This is a genomic window from Nocardia sp. NPDC057668 (assembly GCF_042799795.1).
In the GTDB taxonomy this organism is placed as follows: domain Bacteria; phylum Actinomycetota; class Actinomycetes; order Mycobacteriales; family Mycobacteriaceae; genus Nocardia.
This window is the reverse complement of the sequence record NZ_JBHVIC010000001.1, coordinates 837,789-852,814: the sequence shown is the minus strand read 5'-3', so window position 1 is coordinate 852,814 and position 15,026 is coordinate 837,789. Positions and strand designations below refer to the sequence as shown.

Annotated in this window: 17 protein-coding genes; 10 read left to right on the top strand and 7 right to left on the bottom strand. The window is 68.3% G+C overall.

What is annotated here, in order from left to right; translation table 11 throughout:
• Position 1 precedes the first annotated feature (1 nt).
• Both sufU and ACFVBH_RS03975 read left to right on the top strand, forming a co-directional pair.
• The gene (gene sufU / locus ACFVBH_RS03980; protein ID WP_378999594.1) at positions 2-490 is read left to right on the top strand and encodes a Fe-S cluster assembly sulfur transfer protein SufU; all 489 of its coding nucleotides are present in this window, start codon (positions 2-4) and stop codon (positions 488-490) included.
• A complete protein-coding gene (locus tag ACFVBH_RS03975) occupies positions 483-908 on the top strand; it encodes a metal-sulfur cluster assembly factor (protein WP_378999591.1) in 426 nt (141 codons plus the stop codon). Before sufU ends, ACFVBH_RS03975 begins: the two co-directional genes overlap by 8 nt.
• A gap of 87 nt (positions 909-995) precedes the next feature.
• Here ACFVBH_RS03975 and ACFVBH_RS03970 read toward each other — a convergent pair whose 3' ends face one another.
• Positions 996-1,358 (bottom strand): hypothetical protein, encoded by a 363-nt coding sequence (locus ACFVBH_RS03970; protein WP_378999589.1) that lies wholly within the window; start codon positions 1,356-1,358, stop codon positions 996-998.
• Positions 1,359-1,553: 195 nt separating this feature from the next.
• Positions 1,554-2,192, bottom strand: coding sequence for a TetR/AcrR family transcriptional regulator (locus tag ACFVBH_RS03965; RefSeq protein ID WP_354989176.1), 639 nt, complete (start codon positions 2,190-2,192; stop codon positions 1,554-1,556).
• 180 nt (positions 2,193-2,372) lie between these two features.
• Between ACFVBH_RS03965 and ACFVBH_RS03960 the strand changes: the two genes are divergently transcribed.
• The 3 genes from ACFVBH_RS03960 (at position 2,373) to ACFVBH_RS03950 (ending at position 6,505) form a co-directional block, all read left to right on the top strand.
• Positions 2,373-3,743: an NAD(P)/FAD-dependent oxidoreductase gene (locus ACFVBH_RS03960; RefSeq protein ID WP_378999587.1), complete on the top strand. Its 1,371-nt coding sequence runs from the start codon at positions 2,373-2,375 to the stop codon at positions 3,741-3,743.
• Positions 3,744-4,141: 398 nt separating this feature from the next.
• Positions 4,142-5,851 (top strand): FAD-dependent oxidoreductase, encoded by a 1,710-nt coding sequence (locus ACFVBH_RS03955; protein WP_379001575.1) that lies wholly within the window; start codon positions 4,142-4,144, stop codon positions 5,849-5,851.
• A 126-nt stretch (positions 5,852-5,977) separates the two neighbouring features.
• Positions 5,978-6,505 (top strand): hypothetical protein, encoded by a 528-nt coding sequence (locus ACFVBH_RS03950; protein ID WP_378999584.1) that lies wholly within the window; start codon positions 5,978-5,980, stop codon positions 6,503-6,505.
• Between the two features lie 27 nt (positions 6,506-6,532).
• Here ACFVBH_RS03950 and ACFVBH_RS03945 read toward each other — a convergent pair whose 3' ends face one another.
• Positions 6,533-7,159, bottom strand: a complete 627-nt coding sequence (locus tag ACFVBH_RS03945; protein ID WP_354989172.1) for a hypothetical protein — start codon at positions 7,157-7,159, stop codon at positions 6,533-6,535.
• A gap of 89 nt (positions 7,160-7,248) precedes the next feature.
• On the opposite strand from ACFVBH_RS03945, the gene lexA reads away from it, so the two are divergent.
• Entirely contained in the window at positions 7,249-7,911 is a 663-nt protein-coding gene (lexA, locus tag ACFVBH_RS03940; RefSeq protein ID WP_378999581.1) for a transcriptional repressor LexA, read from the top strand.
• A gap of 157 nt (positions 7,912-8,068) precedes the next feature.
• Positions 8,069-8,524: a DUF4189 domain-containing protein gene (locus ACFVBH_RS03935; protein WP_354989170.1), complete on the top strand. Its 456-nt coding sequence runs from the start codon at positions 8,069-8,071 to the stop codon at positions 8,522-8,524.
• 105 nt (positions 8,525-8,629) lie between these two features.
• Here the strand turns inward: ACFVBH_RS03935 and ACFVBH_RS03930 are convergent, their stop codons facing one another.
• The 3 genes from ACFVBH_RS03930 to ACFVBH_RS03920 form a co-directional block, all read right to left on the bottom strand.
• Positions 8,630-9,106, bottom strand: a complete 477-nt coding sequence (locus tag ACFVBH_RS03930; protein ID WP_354989169.1) for a hypothetical protein — start codon at positions 9,104-9,106, stop codon at positions 8,630-8,632.
• 63 nt (positions 9,107-9,169) lie between these two features.
• A complete protein-coding gene (locus ACFVBH_RS03925) occupies positions 9,170-9,745 on the bottom strand; it encodes a GNAT family N-acetyltransferase (protein ID WP_354989168.1) in 576 nt (191 codons plus the stop codon).
• A gap of 47 nt (positions 9,746-9,792) precedes the next feature.
• Positions 9,793-10,704: a Ku protein gene (locus tag ACFVBH_RS03920; protein WP_378999578.1), complete on the bottom strand. Its 912-nt coding sequence runs from the start codon at positions 10,702-10,704 to the stop codon at positions 9,793-9,795.
• Positions 10,705-11,003: 299 nt separating this feature from the next.
• Between ACFVBH_RS03920 and ACFVBH_RS03915 the strand changes: the two genes are divergently transcribed.
• The 3 genes from ACFVBH_RS03915 to thpD all read left to right on the top strand — a co-directional run bounded on the left by ACFVBH_RS03915 (position 11,004) and on the right by thpD (position 13,896).
• Positions 11,004-11,975: an NAD(P)H-dependent flavin oxidoreductase gene (locus ACFVBH_RS03915; RefSeq protein ID WP_378999576.1), complete on the top strand. Its 972-nt coding sequence runs from the start codon at positions 11,004-11,006 to the stop codon at positions 11,973-11,975.
• 205 nt (positions 11,976-12,180) lie between these two features.
• A complete protein-coding gene (locus ACFVBH_RS03910; RefSeq protein WP_378999574.1) occupies positions 12,181-12,927 on the top strand; it encodes a TetR/AcrR family transcriptional regulator in 747 nt (248 codons plus the stop codon).
• Between the two features lie 84 nt (positions 12,928-13,011).
• Entirely contained in the window at positions 13,012-13,896 is an 885-nt protein-coding gene (gene thpD, locus ACFVBH_RS03905; protein WP_378999572.1) for an ectoine hydroxylase, read from the top strand.
• Positions 13,897-13,949: 53 nt separating this feature from the next.
• On the opposite strand, the gene ACFVBH_RS03900 is transcribed toward thpD, so the two are convergent.
• On the bottom strand, positions 13,950-14,888 hold the full coding sequence (locus ACFVBH_RS03900) for a hypothetical protein (RefSeq protein WP_378999570.1): 939 nt from the start codon (positions 14,886-14,888) through the stop codon (positions 13,950-13,952).
• Between the last annotated feature and the right edge of the window lie 138 nt (positions 14,889-15,026).

The following is a 15,026-nucleotide window of genomic DNA, read 5'->3' as shown; positions in this document are numbered from 1 at the left end:
CATGCGCATGGAGCAGATGTACCAGGAAGTGATCCTGGATCACTACAAGCACCCGCACCACCGGGGGCTGCGCGAGCCCTTCGGCGCCGAGGTGCATCACGTCAACCCGACCTGCGGTGACGAGATCACGCTGCGTGTGCGCCTGGACGAGAACAGTGACGTCGAGGACGTCTCCTACGACGGCCAGGGCTGCTCGATCAGCCAGGCGTCGACCTCGGTGCTGGCCGATCAGGTCATCGGCCTGCCGGTGCAGCAGGCGCTGAAGGTGGTCGAATCGTTCAACGAGATGATCACCAGCCGCGGCACCCTCGAGGGCGACGAGGATGTGATCGGCGACGGCATCGCCTTCGCCGGTGTGGCCAAGTACCCGGCGCGCGTGAAGTGCGCGCTGCTGGGCTGGATGGCGTTCAAGGACGCGGTCGTGCAGATCGCCTCCGCCGAGGAGACCAAACCGTCGATGTCGAACGGGGAGAAGAAGAACGATGAGTGACACCACGCCCGTCCCGGCCGAACCGGCCGCCGAAGTGACTGCCGCCCAGTCGGATTCCGCCGCGGTCGAGGCCACCGAGCCCGAAGCCGAGCTGACCGAGGAAGAGATCAAGTTCCTCGAGGATCTCGAGGAGGCCATGCGCGACGTGGTCGACCCCGAGCTCGGGATCAACGTCGTCGATCTGGGACTGGTCTACGGCATGAAGGTCACCGACGGCATCTGCAAGCTGGACATGACCCTGACGTCCCCGGCGTGCCCGCTGACCGACGTGATCGAGGACCAGTCCCGCAACGCCCTGGTTCGTAGCGGCCTGGTCGAGGACCTGCAGATCAACTGGGTCTGGATGCCGCCGTGGGGCCCCGACAAGATCACCGAGGACGGCCGCGAGCAGCTGCGCGCCCTGGGCTTCACCGTCTGACTTCGGTATACATGACCGCCCCCGCCGATTCGGCGGGGGCGGTTGTTGTTTCACGCGCGTCGTGGTGGCTGCGATCGCCGCCGGGTATCAACGGCCGGGCAGCGGACCCGCTCCCATGCCGCAGTTGGGAGTACCGCTGAGCGTTACAACGGCACAGTACAGCGGAAGGATCACCGCGTCCCGGACCGGCGGGTACAGCACCTGCCCGCTGCCGCTGTTGACCAGATCCGGCAGCAGTTTCGGTGGCACCAGGGACGAGACGCCCGAGGACAGCGAATTCAACAGCGGGACATTGGTGCTGCCGCTGTACGACGGTTCGTCCGCGACCGTCGCGGCCGCGGGGTCGGCGGGCGCGAGGGCGATATCGGCCGCGGCCGAACCGCTGCCGGAGACCACCGCACCCGCGACGGCGAGCGCGGCCACGGTGCAGCGGAGTGCAGTGTGCTTCATGGCGAGAAAGCTATTCGAAACGCCTTCTATTCAGAAGATTTCGGTGTGCCCCGAAAAGTAGCGGCACCGGGATTCGGGGGCGTTGTGCCGTGCGGGCGTGCCCTGGGTTGATGTATCTGTGGCCGCTGGGCGTCGAAAGTTCTGTGATCGCACCGAGTTTCGAGCGCATCGCCGGTCGCCGTACCGGCCCGCCGCTCAGGCCGGAGCGTCGCCGTAGGTGGTGAGCCAGATGGCGCGGCCGAGGGAGCGGGCCATTTGCTCGTCGGTCACCGCCTCGGTGCCGAGCAGGAAGTCGATCGAGCGCTCGACCATGCAGGTCAGGACGATCGCGGTGGCGGTGATGTCCACGCGGGCGGGCAGGCGGCCCGCGGACTGATCGGTGTGCAGGCGTTCGCAGACCAGGGCGACGAAGGAGGCTATCCGGCCGCGCCAGTACTGCCCGACGTCGGGGTCGTAGGTCGAGACCTCGGACAGGGCGCGCAGGAGTTGGGCGTGCGGGCGGGAGCCTTCGATCATCAGGCGCATGGCGTGCACGACGCCGTCCTCGCCGTCGGCGTGACTGCCGGACCACCACTGCTCGGCCGCGCTGAACTGATCGTCGGTGGCGAGTTCGGCCATGCGGATCAGTAGCCGGCTCTTGTCCGGGAAGTAGCGGTAGAACGTCGAGCGCGCGATGTCGGCCTCGGCGGCGATGCGCTGGACCGCGAGTTCGGTGAAGGTCGCGCCGCCGCCGAGGAGTTCGTCGACCGCCGACAGCACTCGCCGTTCGACGGCCTCGCGGCGTTCGTCGCGCTGGGCGCGCCCTGCGCCCGGGGCGCGGGTCAGTGAGGGCATGCGAGCTCCCCGGGTGTGGCACTGCGGTGACGGTGCGACGGGGGAGTCATGGGGCCATTGTGCCGCAACGCGGGTGACACGCCGAGGTGGAGCGAAAAGTATTGACAAGAGACGTTTTCCATCTCACTCTCTCATGTGAGACATGGTGTCCGAACACTATGTCCCGTCGCGGGAGTTTCGATGCGCACTGAATACGCCGAAGTCGTCATAGTCGGAACGCGGTGCGCCGGTACCGCGGCCGCCATCGAATTCGCCCGTGCGGGTAGACGGGTCATCGGCCTGGACAGCGGGCGCTTCCCGTCCGACACGCTGTCCACGCATCTGCTGTGGCCCACCGGCGTCGCCGAGCTGGCGGCGCTCGGCGCGCTCGAGCGGGTCTTGGCGCTGGGCGCGCCCAAGCTGCACACGGCCTTCGCCGGTGGCGCGGGCTACGCGGTGCGCACCGACTTCGCACCGGTCGGCGGCGTGAATTACGCACTGTGCGTGCGCCGTTCGGGCCTGGACGCGGCCCTGGTGAGCACGGCCCGCGACCACGGCGCGGATCTGCGCGAGGGCGCGCTGGTCACCGAATTGATCCACGAGCGGGACCGCGTCGCGGGCGTCCGCTACCGCGACCGCGGCGGCGTGCTCACCGAGGTGCGCGCCCCGCTGGTCATCGGCGCGGACGGACGGCGCAGCACCGTCGCCCGGCTGGTGGGGGCCCAGACGCCCTACCGCGACGCCCCCAGTGGCCGGGCCTGCTACTTCGGCTACTGGCACGACGCGCATCCCGGACAGCGCGGGATCGCGGCGCAGTGGCGCAGCGGTGATCTGCTCGGCACCGCGTTCCCCTGCGACGGCGATCTGGTGCTGTGCCTGATCCAGCCGCCGATCGAGCGCGCCGAGCGTGGGGTGCGCGCGGCCGAGCCGCTGTACCGCAACTTCATCGCCGAGATCCCGGAACTGGCCGCGCGCCTGCGGGATTGCACGCCGGCCGGCCGCGTGCGCACGGCCTTCGACCTGGTCTCGTACTTTCGCCGCTCGTCCGGTCCCGGCTGGGCCCTGCCGGGCGACGCCGGCCATTTCAAGGATCCCATCACCGCGCAGGGCATTCGGGACGCGCTGCGGTACGGCGGGCTGCTCGCGCGCGCCGCCGCACCCGTGCTGGACGATCCGGTCGCCCTGGACGCCGCGCTGCTCGGCTGGGAGCGGCAGCGGGAACTGGACTGCCTGCCCATCTATCAGTGGACCAATCGGCTCGCCCGCGGCGCGGCCATGACTCCGCTGGAGGTGGAGTTGTATCGCGCCGCGGACGCCGATCCGGGCCTGGCCGCCCGGGTGCTGGAAGTCATGACCCGCGTACGCCCGCCGGAACAGATGCTGCCGCTGCGTGTTTCGGCGCAACTGGCCGCCCGCGCGGTGCGCAGGCACGCACCGGTCCCCGTGGCGCACACGCTCGTGCGCGAACTGCTTGACACCGCCACCGAACACCATCAGCGCCTGCGCGCCCGCTGGGACGGCCTGCCGCCCCTGCCCGCGCGGACGGACACCGCCGTCGGTTCGCCGAGCTGATTCGGCCGCGATCTCGGCACTTCGCCGCACACGCGGCGATGCCGCGTCCGAGCTGCTCGCCCCGCCCGCCGCCCGCCCCGGCTCATCGTTTCCACTCACTCCGCCACCCGCCGATCCCGCCATTCCCCGCTACCTCCGGTCCCCGATATCCCTGCCACCTCCGGCCCGCCATTGCCACTCGGCGGCGGCGCGCACCCTGCCCGTCCACCTCTTCGCCGTCACCGCCTCCGCGGGCGCTTCGCCGCACCGTCCCGAGGCTCCTGCCGTCCGCGGCGGCTCCGCATCTCATCCGTTCGCACCGTCTCCGCACACCCTCCGCGCCCATCCATCCCACGTCCCAGGAGTGCTCCGTGAACCGCCGACCCGATACGCCCGTCCCCGCCATCTCCCGACGAAACATGCTGCGCGGCACCGCCTTGGCCGCGGCGGCGGTCACACTCCCCGCGGCCGGGCCGCTGCGTGCCCGCGCCGCCGCGCCCGGCCGATCGGTCGCCGTCTTCGGCGGCGGCGTCTCGGGGCTGACCACCGCGCACGAACTCATCGATCGCGGCTACGAGGTCACCGTCTACGAACCGCTCGCGCTGGGCGGCAAGGCCCGCAGCATGCCGGTGCCGGGCACCGCGGCGGGCGGCCGTGCGGACCTGCCGGGGGAGCACGGGTTCCGGTTCTTCCCCGGCTGCTATCAGCACGTGCCCGAGACCATGAGCCGAATCCCGTTCGCGGGCAACGGCAACGGCGTCGCGGACAATCTCGTGCGGGTCGAGGCGACCACGGCGGGCTTCCCGAACCTGGCCCCGATCGTGCTCCCGGTGGAGGTCGGCGGCCTGGCCCAGCTGACCCCCGAGGTGATCCAGTCGACCATCTCCGGCGCGGTGGGCTTCATTCCGCAGCTGCCGCCCGCCGAACTGGCGTTCTTCGTCCAGCAGATGATGCGCTGGTTCACCAGCTCCACCGAACGGCGCTTCGGGGAATGGGAGTACCGGTCCTGGACCGATGTCATGCAGGCGAACGGAAAGTCGACCGCCTACCGCGAGTACCTGGTGAACGCCCTGACCCGAATCACCGTGGCCGCCAAGCCGCATCGCAGTTCCGCGCGCACCATCGGCACGATCGGCGAGGCGCTGGTGCTGGCCGGAACCGGCCTGGTGCCGGGCTATCAAGGCGGCGTCGATCGCATTCTCAACCGTCCCACCAACGAGGCGTGGATCGACCCGTGGGTGGACCACCTGCGCGGGCGCGGCGTGCGATTCGTCATGGGGGCCAAGGCGACCGGGCTCCAGTTCGACGGCGGCCGGATCAGCGGGGCGAGTGTGTCCGGGGTCGGCCGGGTGGAAGCGGACTGGTATGTGTGCGCCATGCCGGTCGAGCGCACCGTGCCGCTGCTGAACGACTCGATCCTGAACGCCGATCCGAGCCTGGACGGCATGCGGAACCTGGAGGTCGACTGGATGGTCGGCATCCAGTACTACCTGACCACCCCGACCGAACTCCCCGAAGGACATGTCGCGGCCCTCGGCTCACCCTGGGCGCTGACCGCGCTGCGCCAAGCTCCCATGTGGGTGGGCGATTTCGCCGCCCGCTACGGCGACGGCACCGTTCGCGAATGCCTGTCGGTGGACGTCTCGGACTGGGACACCCCGGGCATCCTGTTCGGCAAGACCGCCAAGCAGTGCACCAAAGACGAAGTGGCGCAGGAAGTATGGGCCCAGCTCAAGGCCTGGCTCAACACCGGCACCGGCTGGCTGCGCGACGAGGACATCCACTCCTGGTTCCTGGATCCCGGAGTGCACTGGGACGGCGGCGCCGCCGTCAACGACACCCCGTTGCTGGTGAACACCGCGGGCTCCTACGACCATCGCCCCACCTCGCACTGCGGCATCGAGAATCTCTTCTTCGCGGGCGATCACGTCCGCACCCATATCGATCTGGCGACCATGGAGGGCGCCAACGAATCCGGCCGCACCGCCGCCAACGCCATCCTCGACGCGGCCGCCGACAACGCCGCCCGCGCACCCATCTATCCGCTGTTCGCACCGCCGATCTTCGAGCCGCTCAAACAGCTCGACGCCCAGCGCTACCGGGCGGGCCTGCCGCACGTGCTGGGCTGAGGGCGTCCCCGGCCACAGCGGATCCCACGTGACCCGGCGGGACTGTTAGGGTGTGCCGACCGTGCCGGAAGGGGAGTCGTGTCCTACGTTGTCAGTCCGTATGCCGTTGACCTGGAAGGCCTTCGGTTGATCGGGTCGTATGGCCAGGAGTTCGTCGACGATATCGTGCGATCGGCGCCTGCCAATGTGCTCGAGCGGCTCGACGAGGCCGAGGACGTGGGACTCACGCCCGGCGACGTCATTCGGCAGCTGCTGCGCGGGGAACCCATGCACCGTGACTTCGGGCCGTCCTACGGGCACGCGCTCGAGGCGCTGTGCCGGCACAGCGGCACTCAGCTGAACAACGCGCACTGGGCCGGTATGCGATTCGGGTATTTCGCCCTGGTGCAGAACGCGCTGGCCGAGATCGGCGTGGACTTCGATCCGTCCGAGTTGGTGCTGAGCGGATCGCCGGTGAACCTGCCCGAGATCGAGGACTTCCCGAGCATCGGCTACCTCGACAATCGCGAGATCAAGTCGCTGGCCGAGATTTTCGCGGACGCCGACCTCGACCGGCTGGCCGACGACACCGTGCGGGCATCGGTCGCCGATCTGGTCGAGTGGCTGCGCGTCTGCCAGGACAACGGCACCGGGCTGGTGTGCTTCTACTACTAGAACACCCGCCCGGGCACCGCGGCCCGGTCAGGACACCGGTTCCCAGTGCAATTCGTTCAGGGCCTCGTGCCGGTCGTTGACCCAATCCCACATCAGGCGCGCCACCAGTAGCGGATCCTGCACGCTGGTGGTGACCATGTCCCCGTCCCGGTATTCCAGGATGTACTCGTCCGGCGCTTCCCGATACGTCTGGATGAAGGTGCCCTCGTTGCCGGGTTCGTCCACGATCAGGAACGGCTTGTTCGTCAGCACGTGCAATTGCGGTATCCAGGAACGCAATTGCCGCGGGGTGAGGGTGCGGAAGTAGCGCGCGCCGCCGAGATTGACCCGCAGCTTGCGCGGTTCGGCCCGCTCCAGGGTGCCGTCCGTCGGATCGTAGAGCGCGAAATCGGTGTCGGCGATGAGTTCTTCGATCCACAGCAGCGCCCGCCAGGCGGCGTGCTCGGGCACCGAGATGCGGATGCAGTCGCCCGCGGGTTCGAGGATGATGCGGCCGTTCCACACCGGAATCTCGGTGTTCCAGCGCCACAGGTCGGCCAGGATCAGACCTAGGCTGACCGCGGCGGGGGTTCCGAGTCGGGATTCCAGGTAGCCGGCGACCTCGTGCGGCGCGGCGACGGAATCGGCCGGTAGGACGATGAATTCGCAACTCACGCGGACCAAACTAGTCCACTCGCCCGACACACGGGGGACCGAACCCGTCGGGATCGGGTAACCGGGCGCCCGCGCCGTAGGATGCGCGGGTGACCGGATACGACGACTTCGATGGATTCGAGCATCTCGACACCTCCACCCTGCACCCGCGCCAGCAGCAGATTCTGGCCGCGATCCGGGATTGGGTGCAGCGGCACGGGTATTCGCCGAGCACCCGTGAGCTCGGCGAGGCGGTGGGATTGCGGTCGGGGTCATCGGTGTCCAGGCATCTGAAGGCGCTGGAGGATCGCGGATTCCTGACCCGCAGCGAATCCGTCACCCGGCCCATGGATGTGCGGTTGTTCCTGAAGTCGTCGCACACCCGGGCCGACTCGGAGAATACGGTGTCGGTTCCGGTCGTCGGCGATATCGCGGCGGGCGCCCCGATCCTCGCCGAACAGCACACCGACGACATTCTCTCGCTGCCCCGGGAATTGGTGGGTCGCGGCACCGTATTCGGTCTGCGGGTGCGTGGTGACTCGATGATCGAGGCCGCAATCTGCGACGGCGACATCGTCGTCATTCGGCAGGAGAGCGAAGCGCATTCCGGTGAGATCGTCGCGGCCATGATCGACGGCGAGGCCACGGTGAAGGTGTATCGCCGCAGCAACGGACACGTCTACCTGGAACCGCGCAACCCCGCCTACAGCGTCATCGACGGTGACAAGGCCACGATACTCGGCAAAGTCGTCTCGGTTATGCGTCGCGTCTGAGACGATCTCCCCGGGTCGATGTGCAGTTCGCCGGGCGGGCAATGCCCATACCGGCAAACTTCCTAATGTTGGAGACTGTCCAGTTCCAATTGGACATTGGTTCGGCGCTCGACAAGAATTCGACCCGTTCTGACAAATTCATGACGGGGAGTATCGAATGTCGTTGCTGCGCAAGGCCGGAATGGGCCTCGCGATCATGTCGATGGCGGCGATGGGTGCCATGGCCGCAGGGCCCGCCTCGGCGGCGGGAGAAGAGCCGGTGTTCACCGCGGCTGCCGGTGATCTCTTCGGGGCGCTCGCGCTCTCGCGGAGCACCGGAAACGTGGCGTACGCGGTCAACTACGGCAGCTACGGTGCCGCGGAGAGCGCCGCTATCGCCAAGTGCGGGCAGAACGACTGCGAGTCGGTCGTTCGTTTCGCCAATGCCTGCGGTGCGGTGTCGCAGGGCGCGGACACCCGCTTCGGCTGGGCGTGGGCGCCGACCAAGGCCGAGGCGGAGAAGGGTGCGACCGACGTGCTGGGCAACAGCGCGCCGCAGTTCCCGGATCTGGGCTCGTCCTCGCCGCGGGCGGCCAAGGTGATCCTGTCCGCGTGCACCGATAACGCGCGCTGATCACGGTCCGAACCTGATGTGCGCCGTACCGGATTCGTCCGGTACGGCGCACATTTGTCTCATCGGGGCACAAGCCTCGCGAAAACCCCTGTGCGCATCATCGTTTCAGTGCGTCGCCAGCCGCTCGGTGGACTGCTCCGCCAGCGCCCGCGCGACATTCTCCACCCCCGCCCGCACGACCGAGCCGTACCCGTCGTCGTCGAGCACGTCCAGGCGGTCGCGGGCGGCCAGCAGGTGCCGCTGAGCGGTCTCGAACGCGCCCAGCCGCCGGTAGTTGTCGGCGAGATTCAGGTGCAACGACGGATAGAACCCGCTGACCTGCAGCGTCGAATGATGTTCGCGCGCCCGGGCGTCGGTGAGCGCGTCCGCGGCGTCCAGCGCGCGCACGTCCCAGGTGAGCGCGTCGGCCGGATGGTCGTGCAGATCGGCCAGGAAATGCCCGATGGTCACCCGATGCAGCGCGTCGCCGTTCGCCCCGACCGAATCCCAGAGCGCGGCAAGCTGTTCCCGCGCCCGCGCGGCGTCGCCCTCCCGGCCCAGGGTGACGGCGGCGTTGATGGCGTCCATGGTGCTGTCGGTCATGGCGGACACCGTAGCGACGGGGTCCGACAGGTTCGGTGTCGCCGGTGCCCGCGCCCGGGTCTTTCAGCGCGGAATCCGCGCCCGCCCGCCCTCGCCGGCGATGCGGCCCTTGCGGATGAGTTCGCGCTTGGTGCCGGGGGTCAAAGTGATCTGCTCACTGTCGCCCTCGACGGGGGAGTCCTCGAAACCCGGTGCGGGATTGGGCTTCACGAACAGCGTCACGGTGGTGCCCTCGGTGAAACCGTTGCGCTTCATGAGCGAGGCCGAGGCGGTGTTGTGGTTCTCGACGTCGGTGACGATGCGCCGCGCGCCGCTGTTGAACAGGGTTTCGCAACAGGCGTTCATCAACCGGCCGGCGATCCCGCGGCCCTGCATGTCGGGCGCGACGGCGATCCATTCCAGATACGCCCAGTCGTCGCGGAGTTCGAACTCCATGGAGCCGAGCACGAATCCCACCACGCGATCGGAGTCCACCGCGACCCAGCAGGAGCGGCTGGGGCTGTCCAGGTGTTCCGCCACCGAGGTGAGCGACCAGGACGTGTAGGGCTTGGTATTGGTGTCGAACACCTCGTAGCCCAGATCCAGGACCTGGCGGAGATGGCCGAGCCCCATGGGCACGATGGCTATGGCGGGTTCCATAGCCGACAGTTTGCCAGTAATCGGGCCCCGGGGATCGCCCGCCGTGCTCACGCGCCTTTGCGAGCCTGTTTGGCGGGCGCTTTCTTCGCGGTCTTCTTGGCGGCGGCTTTCTTGGCGGGCGTCGCGGCCTTCGCGGTGGATTTCGCGGCCTTGGCGGGTGCGGATTTCGCGCCGCCGCGGCCGGAGGCTTCCAGGCTGCGCTGCAATGCGGCCACCAGATCCACGACCTCGGCATCCATTTCGGGTGCGGCGGACTCGGGCGCGCGGGTGACCTTGGTGCTGCCGCTGGCGATCGCCTCGTCCAGGAGCTTCTTCAATTCGATCTGATATTCGTCGACGTACAGGGTCGGATCGAAATCGTCGGACAGCGTATCGACCAGGGTTTCGGCCATTTTCAGTTCCTGCGGCTTGGGCGCGGGCACCCCGTCCAGCTTCTCGAACGCCACCGAGCGCACCTCGTCCGGCCACAGCAGCGTCTGCAGCGTCAGCACCCCGTCCCGCACCCGCAGCGCCCCCAGCCGGGTCTTCTGCCGCAAGGTGAAGTGCACCAGCGCGATCCGGTCGGTTCGCTCGAGCGTCTTCGCCAGCAGCACATAGGCTTTGGGCGTGGTCGAATCGGGTTCGAGGTAGTAGCTCTTGTCGAACAGAATGGGGTCGATCTGTTCGGTCGGTACGAACTGCAATACCGGGATCTCGTGTTTCTCGGCGGCCGGCAGTTTCGCGAAATCCTCGTCGGTCAGGATCACCCGGTCCCCGTCCGGAGATTCGTACGCCTTGTCGATATCGGCGTACTGCACAGGCTGCCCGTCGACGGTGCACAACCGCTCGTAGCGAATACGCCCCCCGTCGGCGGCGTGGACCTGATGAAATTTGATGTCGTGGTCCTCGGTGGCGGTATAAACCTTCACCGGGACGTTGACCAACCCGAACGCGATGGAGCCCTTCCAAATGGACCGCATTGCCCGATCGTAGCCCGGAAGGGCTCGCTCGGCAGTTAACACGCTTCCGACCTGTAGTTTCGTGTAGTTGCCATTGTCGGCAGTTGATGCTGATTGTTGTCTGGTGGCTCGTAGGCGGTCTGAAATACGCCCGAGGCCCTCGCGAACGTGCCGGGCTGGCAACTCCGGTCGGGAACAGGTCCCCGTTCCAATTACGATCGGGTTCGTATCCGCCCCGCCGCGCGCGGGTTGTCGCGACCGGGCATATGTGAACCGTGGCCCGCTCGCGAATGTCGACCTGATGTGAAGGAAATGCACCGATGAGCCTGCCGCCCATCCTGTTCGATCGACTGCGTCTGCCCGCGGTCGCCTCGCCCATGTTCATCGTCTCGGGGGCCGAGCTCGTCATCGCGCAGTGCAAGGCGGGAGTGATCGGGTCGTTTCCCTCGCTCAACGCTCGTCCGCACGCCCAGTTCCGGGAGTGGCTCGTGCGTATCACCGAGGACCTGGCCAAGTACGACGCGGACAACCCGGAGCAGCCGGCCGCGCCGTTCGCGGTGAACCTGATCGTGCACAAGAGCAACGACCGGCTCGAGGAAGACCTCGCCACCGTCGTCGAATTTCAGGTGCCGATCGTCATCACCTCGCTCGGCGCTCGTCCCGATGTGAACGAGGCCGTGCACTCCTACGGCGGGATCGTGCTGCACGACGTGATCAATGATGTGTTCGCGCACAAGGCGGTCGAGCGCGGGGCCGACGGGCTGATCGCGGTCGCGGCCGGCGCGGGCGGGCACGCGGGCGCGCAGTCGCCGTTCGCCCTCGTACAGGAGATCCGGGCCTGGTTCGACGGTCCGCTGCTGCTGTCGGGCGCCATCGGGCACGGCCGCTCGATCCTGGCCGCGCAGGCCGCCGGCGCCGACCTGGCCTACATCGGATCGGCGTTCATCGCCACCGACGAGGCCAACGCGGTGCCCGGCTACAAGCAGATGATCGTGGACTCCGGTGCCGCCGACATCGTCTACTCCAGTCATTTCACCGGCGTGCCCGGAAACTACCTGCGCCCCAGCATCTCCGCCGCGGGCCTCGACCCCGACAGCCTCGGGGATCGCGACCCGTCGGTGATGAATTTCGGCACCGAGGAGCCCGCGGGTCCCGAAGCCAAGCCGTGGCGCGACATCTGGGGTTCGGGCCAGGGCATCGGCACGACCGATGCCGTGCTGCCCGTCGCCGACCTCGTCGAACGGCTCGGCGCCGAGTACGCCGAGGCGAAGGCGCGTCTGCTTCAACTCTGAGGGTCCGTGTCGAAGGTCGCGCTGTCGCACGCAGCGCGGCCACATCCCGGGATCTCCGTCTCGGCGAGGGCTCGCGCCCACCTCGAGCTTTGCGATAACTACGCCACACCGTATTGACGCTATGCCAATAGTGCTGACAATCTGCTTCGTGGGTCGAGCTCGTTCGGCCCCCGGCGGAATGCGGTGAGGTCGAATGGTGTGGACGATGCCTGAGCAGGGCCGCGGAGTCGCCGGTGTGCGGGAATTGCCACGACGGGGCCCGAGCCGGCGCGCGGCCGCCGAGGCGCAACAGCGGCGTGTGCTGACCGCCGCGGGCGAAGTCTTCGCCCGGCGTGGTTTCCACGCGACGCAGATGGAGGAGATCGCGGTTCGCGCCGGAATCAGCAAACCGATTGTGTACAAACACTTCACGAGCAAGTTGGAGCTGTACTCGGAAGTGGTCCAGGCGCACGCGGACAGATTGGTTTCCGAAGTCCGGCGGGCCATGAACATCAGGGCCGACAACCTCGCCCGAGCCCGCGCGGCGGTGGGTGTCTACTTCGATTTCGTCGAATACGACCCCGACAGCTTCCGCATGCTCTTCGACACCACGCTGCCGAGCGAACCATCCGTTCGCCGTTGTACCGATCGCGCGGTGGACGATTGCGTGCACGCGGTCGCCGGGATTCTGGCCCGCGACCTGGACACCGACCTCGACCAAGCCCGTCTCGTCGCGGCGGGCCTGATGGGCATCTGCCGGTTCACCGCCCAGCAATGGTCCGATGGTGGCCGTCAGATTCCGAAAGAGCACGCGATGGCACTGGCGGTGACGTTGTGTGTGCGGGGCTTGTCGGCCGGCGCACGAGGCTCGTATCCAACCTCGTGCCGCGATCTCGACCGCGAACCGACATCCGACCGACACGGAAACTCAAACCGCGCACACGGGTTCCTCAATGTTGATTTGCCAGCCTGAACGGGTCACCGCCCAGTGCGGTGGCGACAGCGGTGCATACCGCCGCCGCCCCTACTAATCGATGACCCCAGGAGTTTTCACCGAATGTCGTTGACCGACAACCGAACCCTCGACCGCTACCCGACCCGGACGCTCGCTCCCGCACCCCATCGCCGACGGGTGGACCCCACGGTGTGGGGCACGATCGAATCCGACGGCCTGGACACCTTCGACACCGACGGCTTCGCGATCATGGACCGCCTGCTGCATCGCGCCGAGGTGACCGATTTCGCCACCGAGGTGACGCGGCTGACCGGCGACCCGGAACTCATGCTCGACGAGCGCCTGGTGATCGAGAAGGGCTCCCGGCGGGTGCGCTCGATCTTCGCGGTGCACGAGCTCAGCTCCATGGTCGCGGATCTGGTGCGCGAGAGCCGGATCGCCGGGCTCGCCCGCCAGATCCTGGGTTCAGAGGTCTACCTGCATCAGAGCCGGATCAACTACATGCCCGGGCTGTCGGGTGCGGGCTTCTCCTGGCATTCGGATTTCGAGACCTGGCACGCCGAGGACGGCATGCCCGCGCCGCGCGCGGTGAGCGTGTCCATCGCGCTGACCGAGAACTTCCCGTTCAACGGCAGCCTGATGCTCATGCCGGGCTCGCATCGCACGTTCGTGCCCTGTCAGGGTGAGACCCCGGCCAACCACTACCGGGAGTCGCTGCGGAGCCAGGAGGTCGGCGTGCCGCGCGGCGCAGACATCGTCGAACTCGCGGCGCAGTGCGGAATCACCCAGTTCACGGGCAAACCGGGTTCGGCCCTGGTGTTCGACTCGAACATCATGCACGGCTCGTCGAACAACATCACCCCGTTCCCGCGCTCGAACATCTTCCTCGTCTTCAACAGCGTGGAGAACGCCCTCGTCGAGCCGTTCGCCGCCGATGAGCCGCGTCCGGACTACATCGCGAATCGGGATTTCACACCGCTGGTCTGAGGTACGACGGTCGCCGGACCCGAATCCTGCCGGGTCCGGCGACCGACCGGAGGTCACCGCGGTGCCGGGACCGGCAGGTTGAACAGGGTGATGGCCTGCTGCACGGTGTTCTGAACGAAGTCGTCGACCGCGGCTGCCGGATCGGGAATCGGAAGCGCGGGCAGCGGAACCGCGGCGGGGGGAGCGGGATCGAAGGCGGGCGCGGGCGGCAGGTCGGGCGCCACCGCATCGACGGGAGAGGGTTCGAGAGCGGGCGCGTCGACCGGAGCCTGCGCGGCCGCGGGATCGGGGATCGGCGCGACCGCGGGAGCCGGGTCCGATACAGCCTCCTCGGCCGGGGCCGGTTCGGGCAGCCCCTGCTGGGCGTCGTTTTCGCGGGCGTACTCCTGAGAGGCGCTGTCGGCGGCGCCTTCGGCCGCCCCACCGGCCGCGCCGAGGGCTCCGCCGATCGCTCCGCCCGCGGCGATACCGACCGGCGCGGTCACCGCCGCGCCCAGGGCCGCACCGGCGGTCGCGCCCGCGGCGGTCCCGACGGCAGCTCCGGCGACACCGCCCACGACCGTGCCGACGGGAGTGCCGATCAGGCATCCGGCGAGCGGGATGATGGCGCCCCCGATGACGCAGCCCACCGTGCCGCCGACGGCGCCGCCCACCACGGTGCCCACGGTTGCCCCCACGGGGGTCAGGATTCCGGTTCCGGCGATCGCGCCGGGTACGGCCGCCGCCACGCCGCCGATGGCCGCGCCGTTCTGCATGCCGTAGGTCAGGCCGTTGCTCGCGCCCTGCGCTGCACCGGCATTCGCGGCGTCACCGATGCGCTGGGGGTCGATCGCGCCGGGCTGGGCGGGCTGCTGATCGGCGGGGACCGTCGCGGCGGGGACCCCGGCCGAAGCGGGATCGGCGGCGGTCGCGGAAGGGGCGGTGGCGGCCAGTACCACCGGAACAACAGCCGCGGCCAGGGTGACCGCGTAGGTGGACTTCCGAATATTCATTGTCTCCCAGTGCTTCCTGTGCGGGTCGGCTCGAATGCGGGCGACAAGACTCGACTGTTCTCGATTGCCGCATGCGCCGACAGTGAATTATCAAGCGCGTCAAATTAATTGGCTCCGATTGGATCGGCGCAGATCTTT

Coding starts and splice junctions, on each gene's coding strand:
- sufU (WP_378999594.1), top strand. CDS start 2: ATGCGCATGGAGCAGATGTACCAGGAAGTGATCCTGGATCACTACAAG.
- ACFVBH_RS03975 (WP_378999591.1), top strand. CDS start 483: ATGAGTGACACCACGCCCGTCCCGGCCGAACCGGCCGCCGAAGTGACT.
- ACFVBH_RS03970 (WP_378999589.1), bottom strand. CDS start 1,358: ATGAAGCACACTGCACTCCGCTGCACCGTGGCCGCGCTCGCCGTCGCG.
- ACFVBH_RS03965 (WP_354989176.1), bottom strand. CDS start 2,192: ATGCCCTCACTGACCCGCGCCCCGGGCGCAGGGCGCGCCCAGCGCGAC.
- ACFVBH_RS03960 (WP_378999587.1), top strand. CDS start 2,373: ATGCGCACTGAATACGCCGAAGTCGTCATAGTCGGAACGCGGTGCGCC.
- ACFVBH_RS03955 (WP_379001575.1), top strand. CDS start 4,142: ATGCTGCGCGGCACCGCCTTGGCCGCGGCGGCGGTCACACTCCCCGCG.
- ACFVBH_RS03935 (WP_354989170.1), top strand. CDS start 8,069: ATGTCGTTGCTGCGCAAGGCCGGAATGGGCCTCGCGATCATGTCGATG.
- ACFVBH_RS03930 (WP_354989169.1), bottom strand. CDS start 9,106: ATGACCGACAGCACCATGGACGCCATCAACGCCGCCGTCACCCTGGGC.
- ACFVBH_RS03925 (WP_354989168.1), bottom strand. CDS start 9,745: ATGGAACCCGCCATAGCCATCGTGCCCATGGGGCTCGGCCATCTCCGC.
- ACFVBH_RS03920 (WP_378999578.1), bottom strand. CDS start 10,704: ATGCGGTCCATTTGGAAGGGCTCCATCGCGTTCGGGTTGGTCAACGTC.
- ACFVBH_RS03915 (WP_378999576.1), top strand. CDS start 11,004: ATGAGCCTGCCGCCCATCCTGTTCGATCGACTGCGTCTGCCCGCGGTC.
- ACFVBH_RS03910 (WP_378999574.1), top strand. CDS start 12,181: ATGCCTGAGCAGGGCCGCGGAGTCGCCGGTGTGCGGGAATTGCCACGA.
- thpD (WP_378999572.1), top strand. CDS start 13,012: ATGTCGTTGACCGACAACCGAACCCTCGACCGCTACCCGACCCGGACG.
- ACFVBH_RS03900 (WP_378999570.1), bottom strand. CDS start 14,888: ATGAATATTCGGAAGTCCACCTACGCGGTCACCCTGGCCGCGGCTGTT.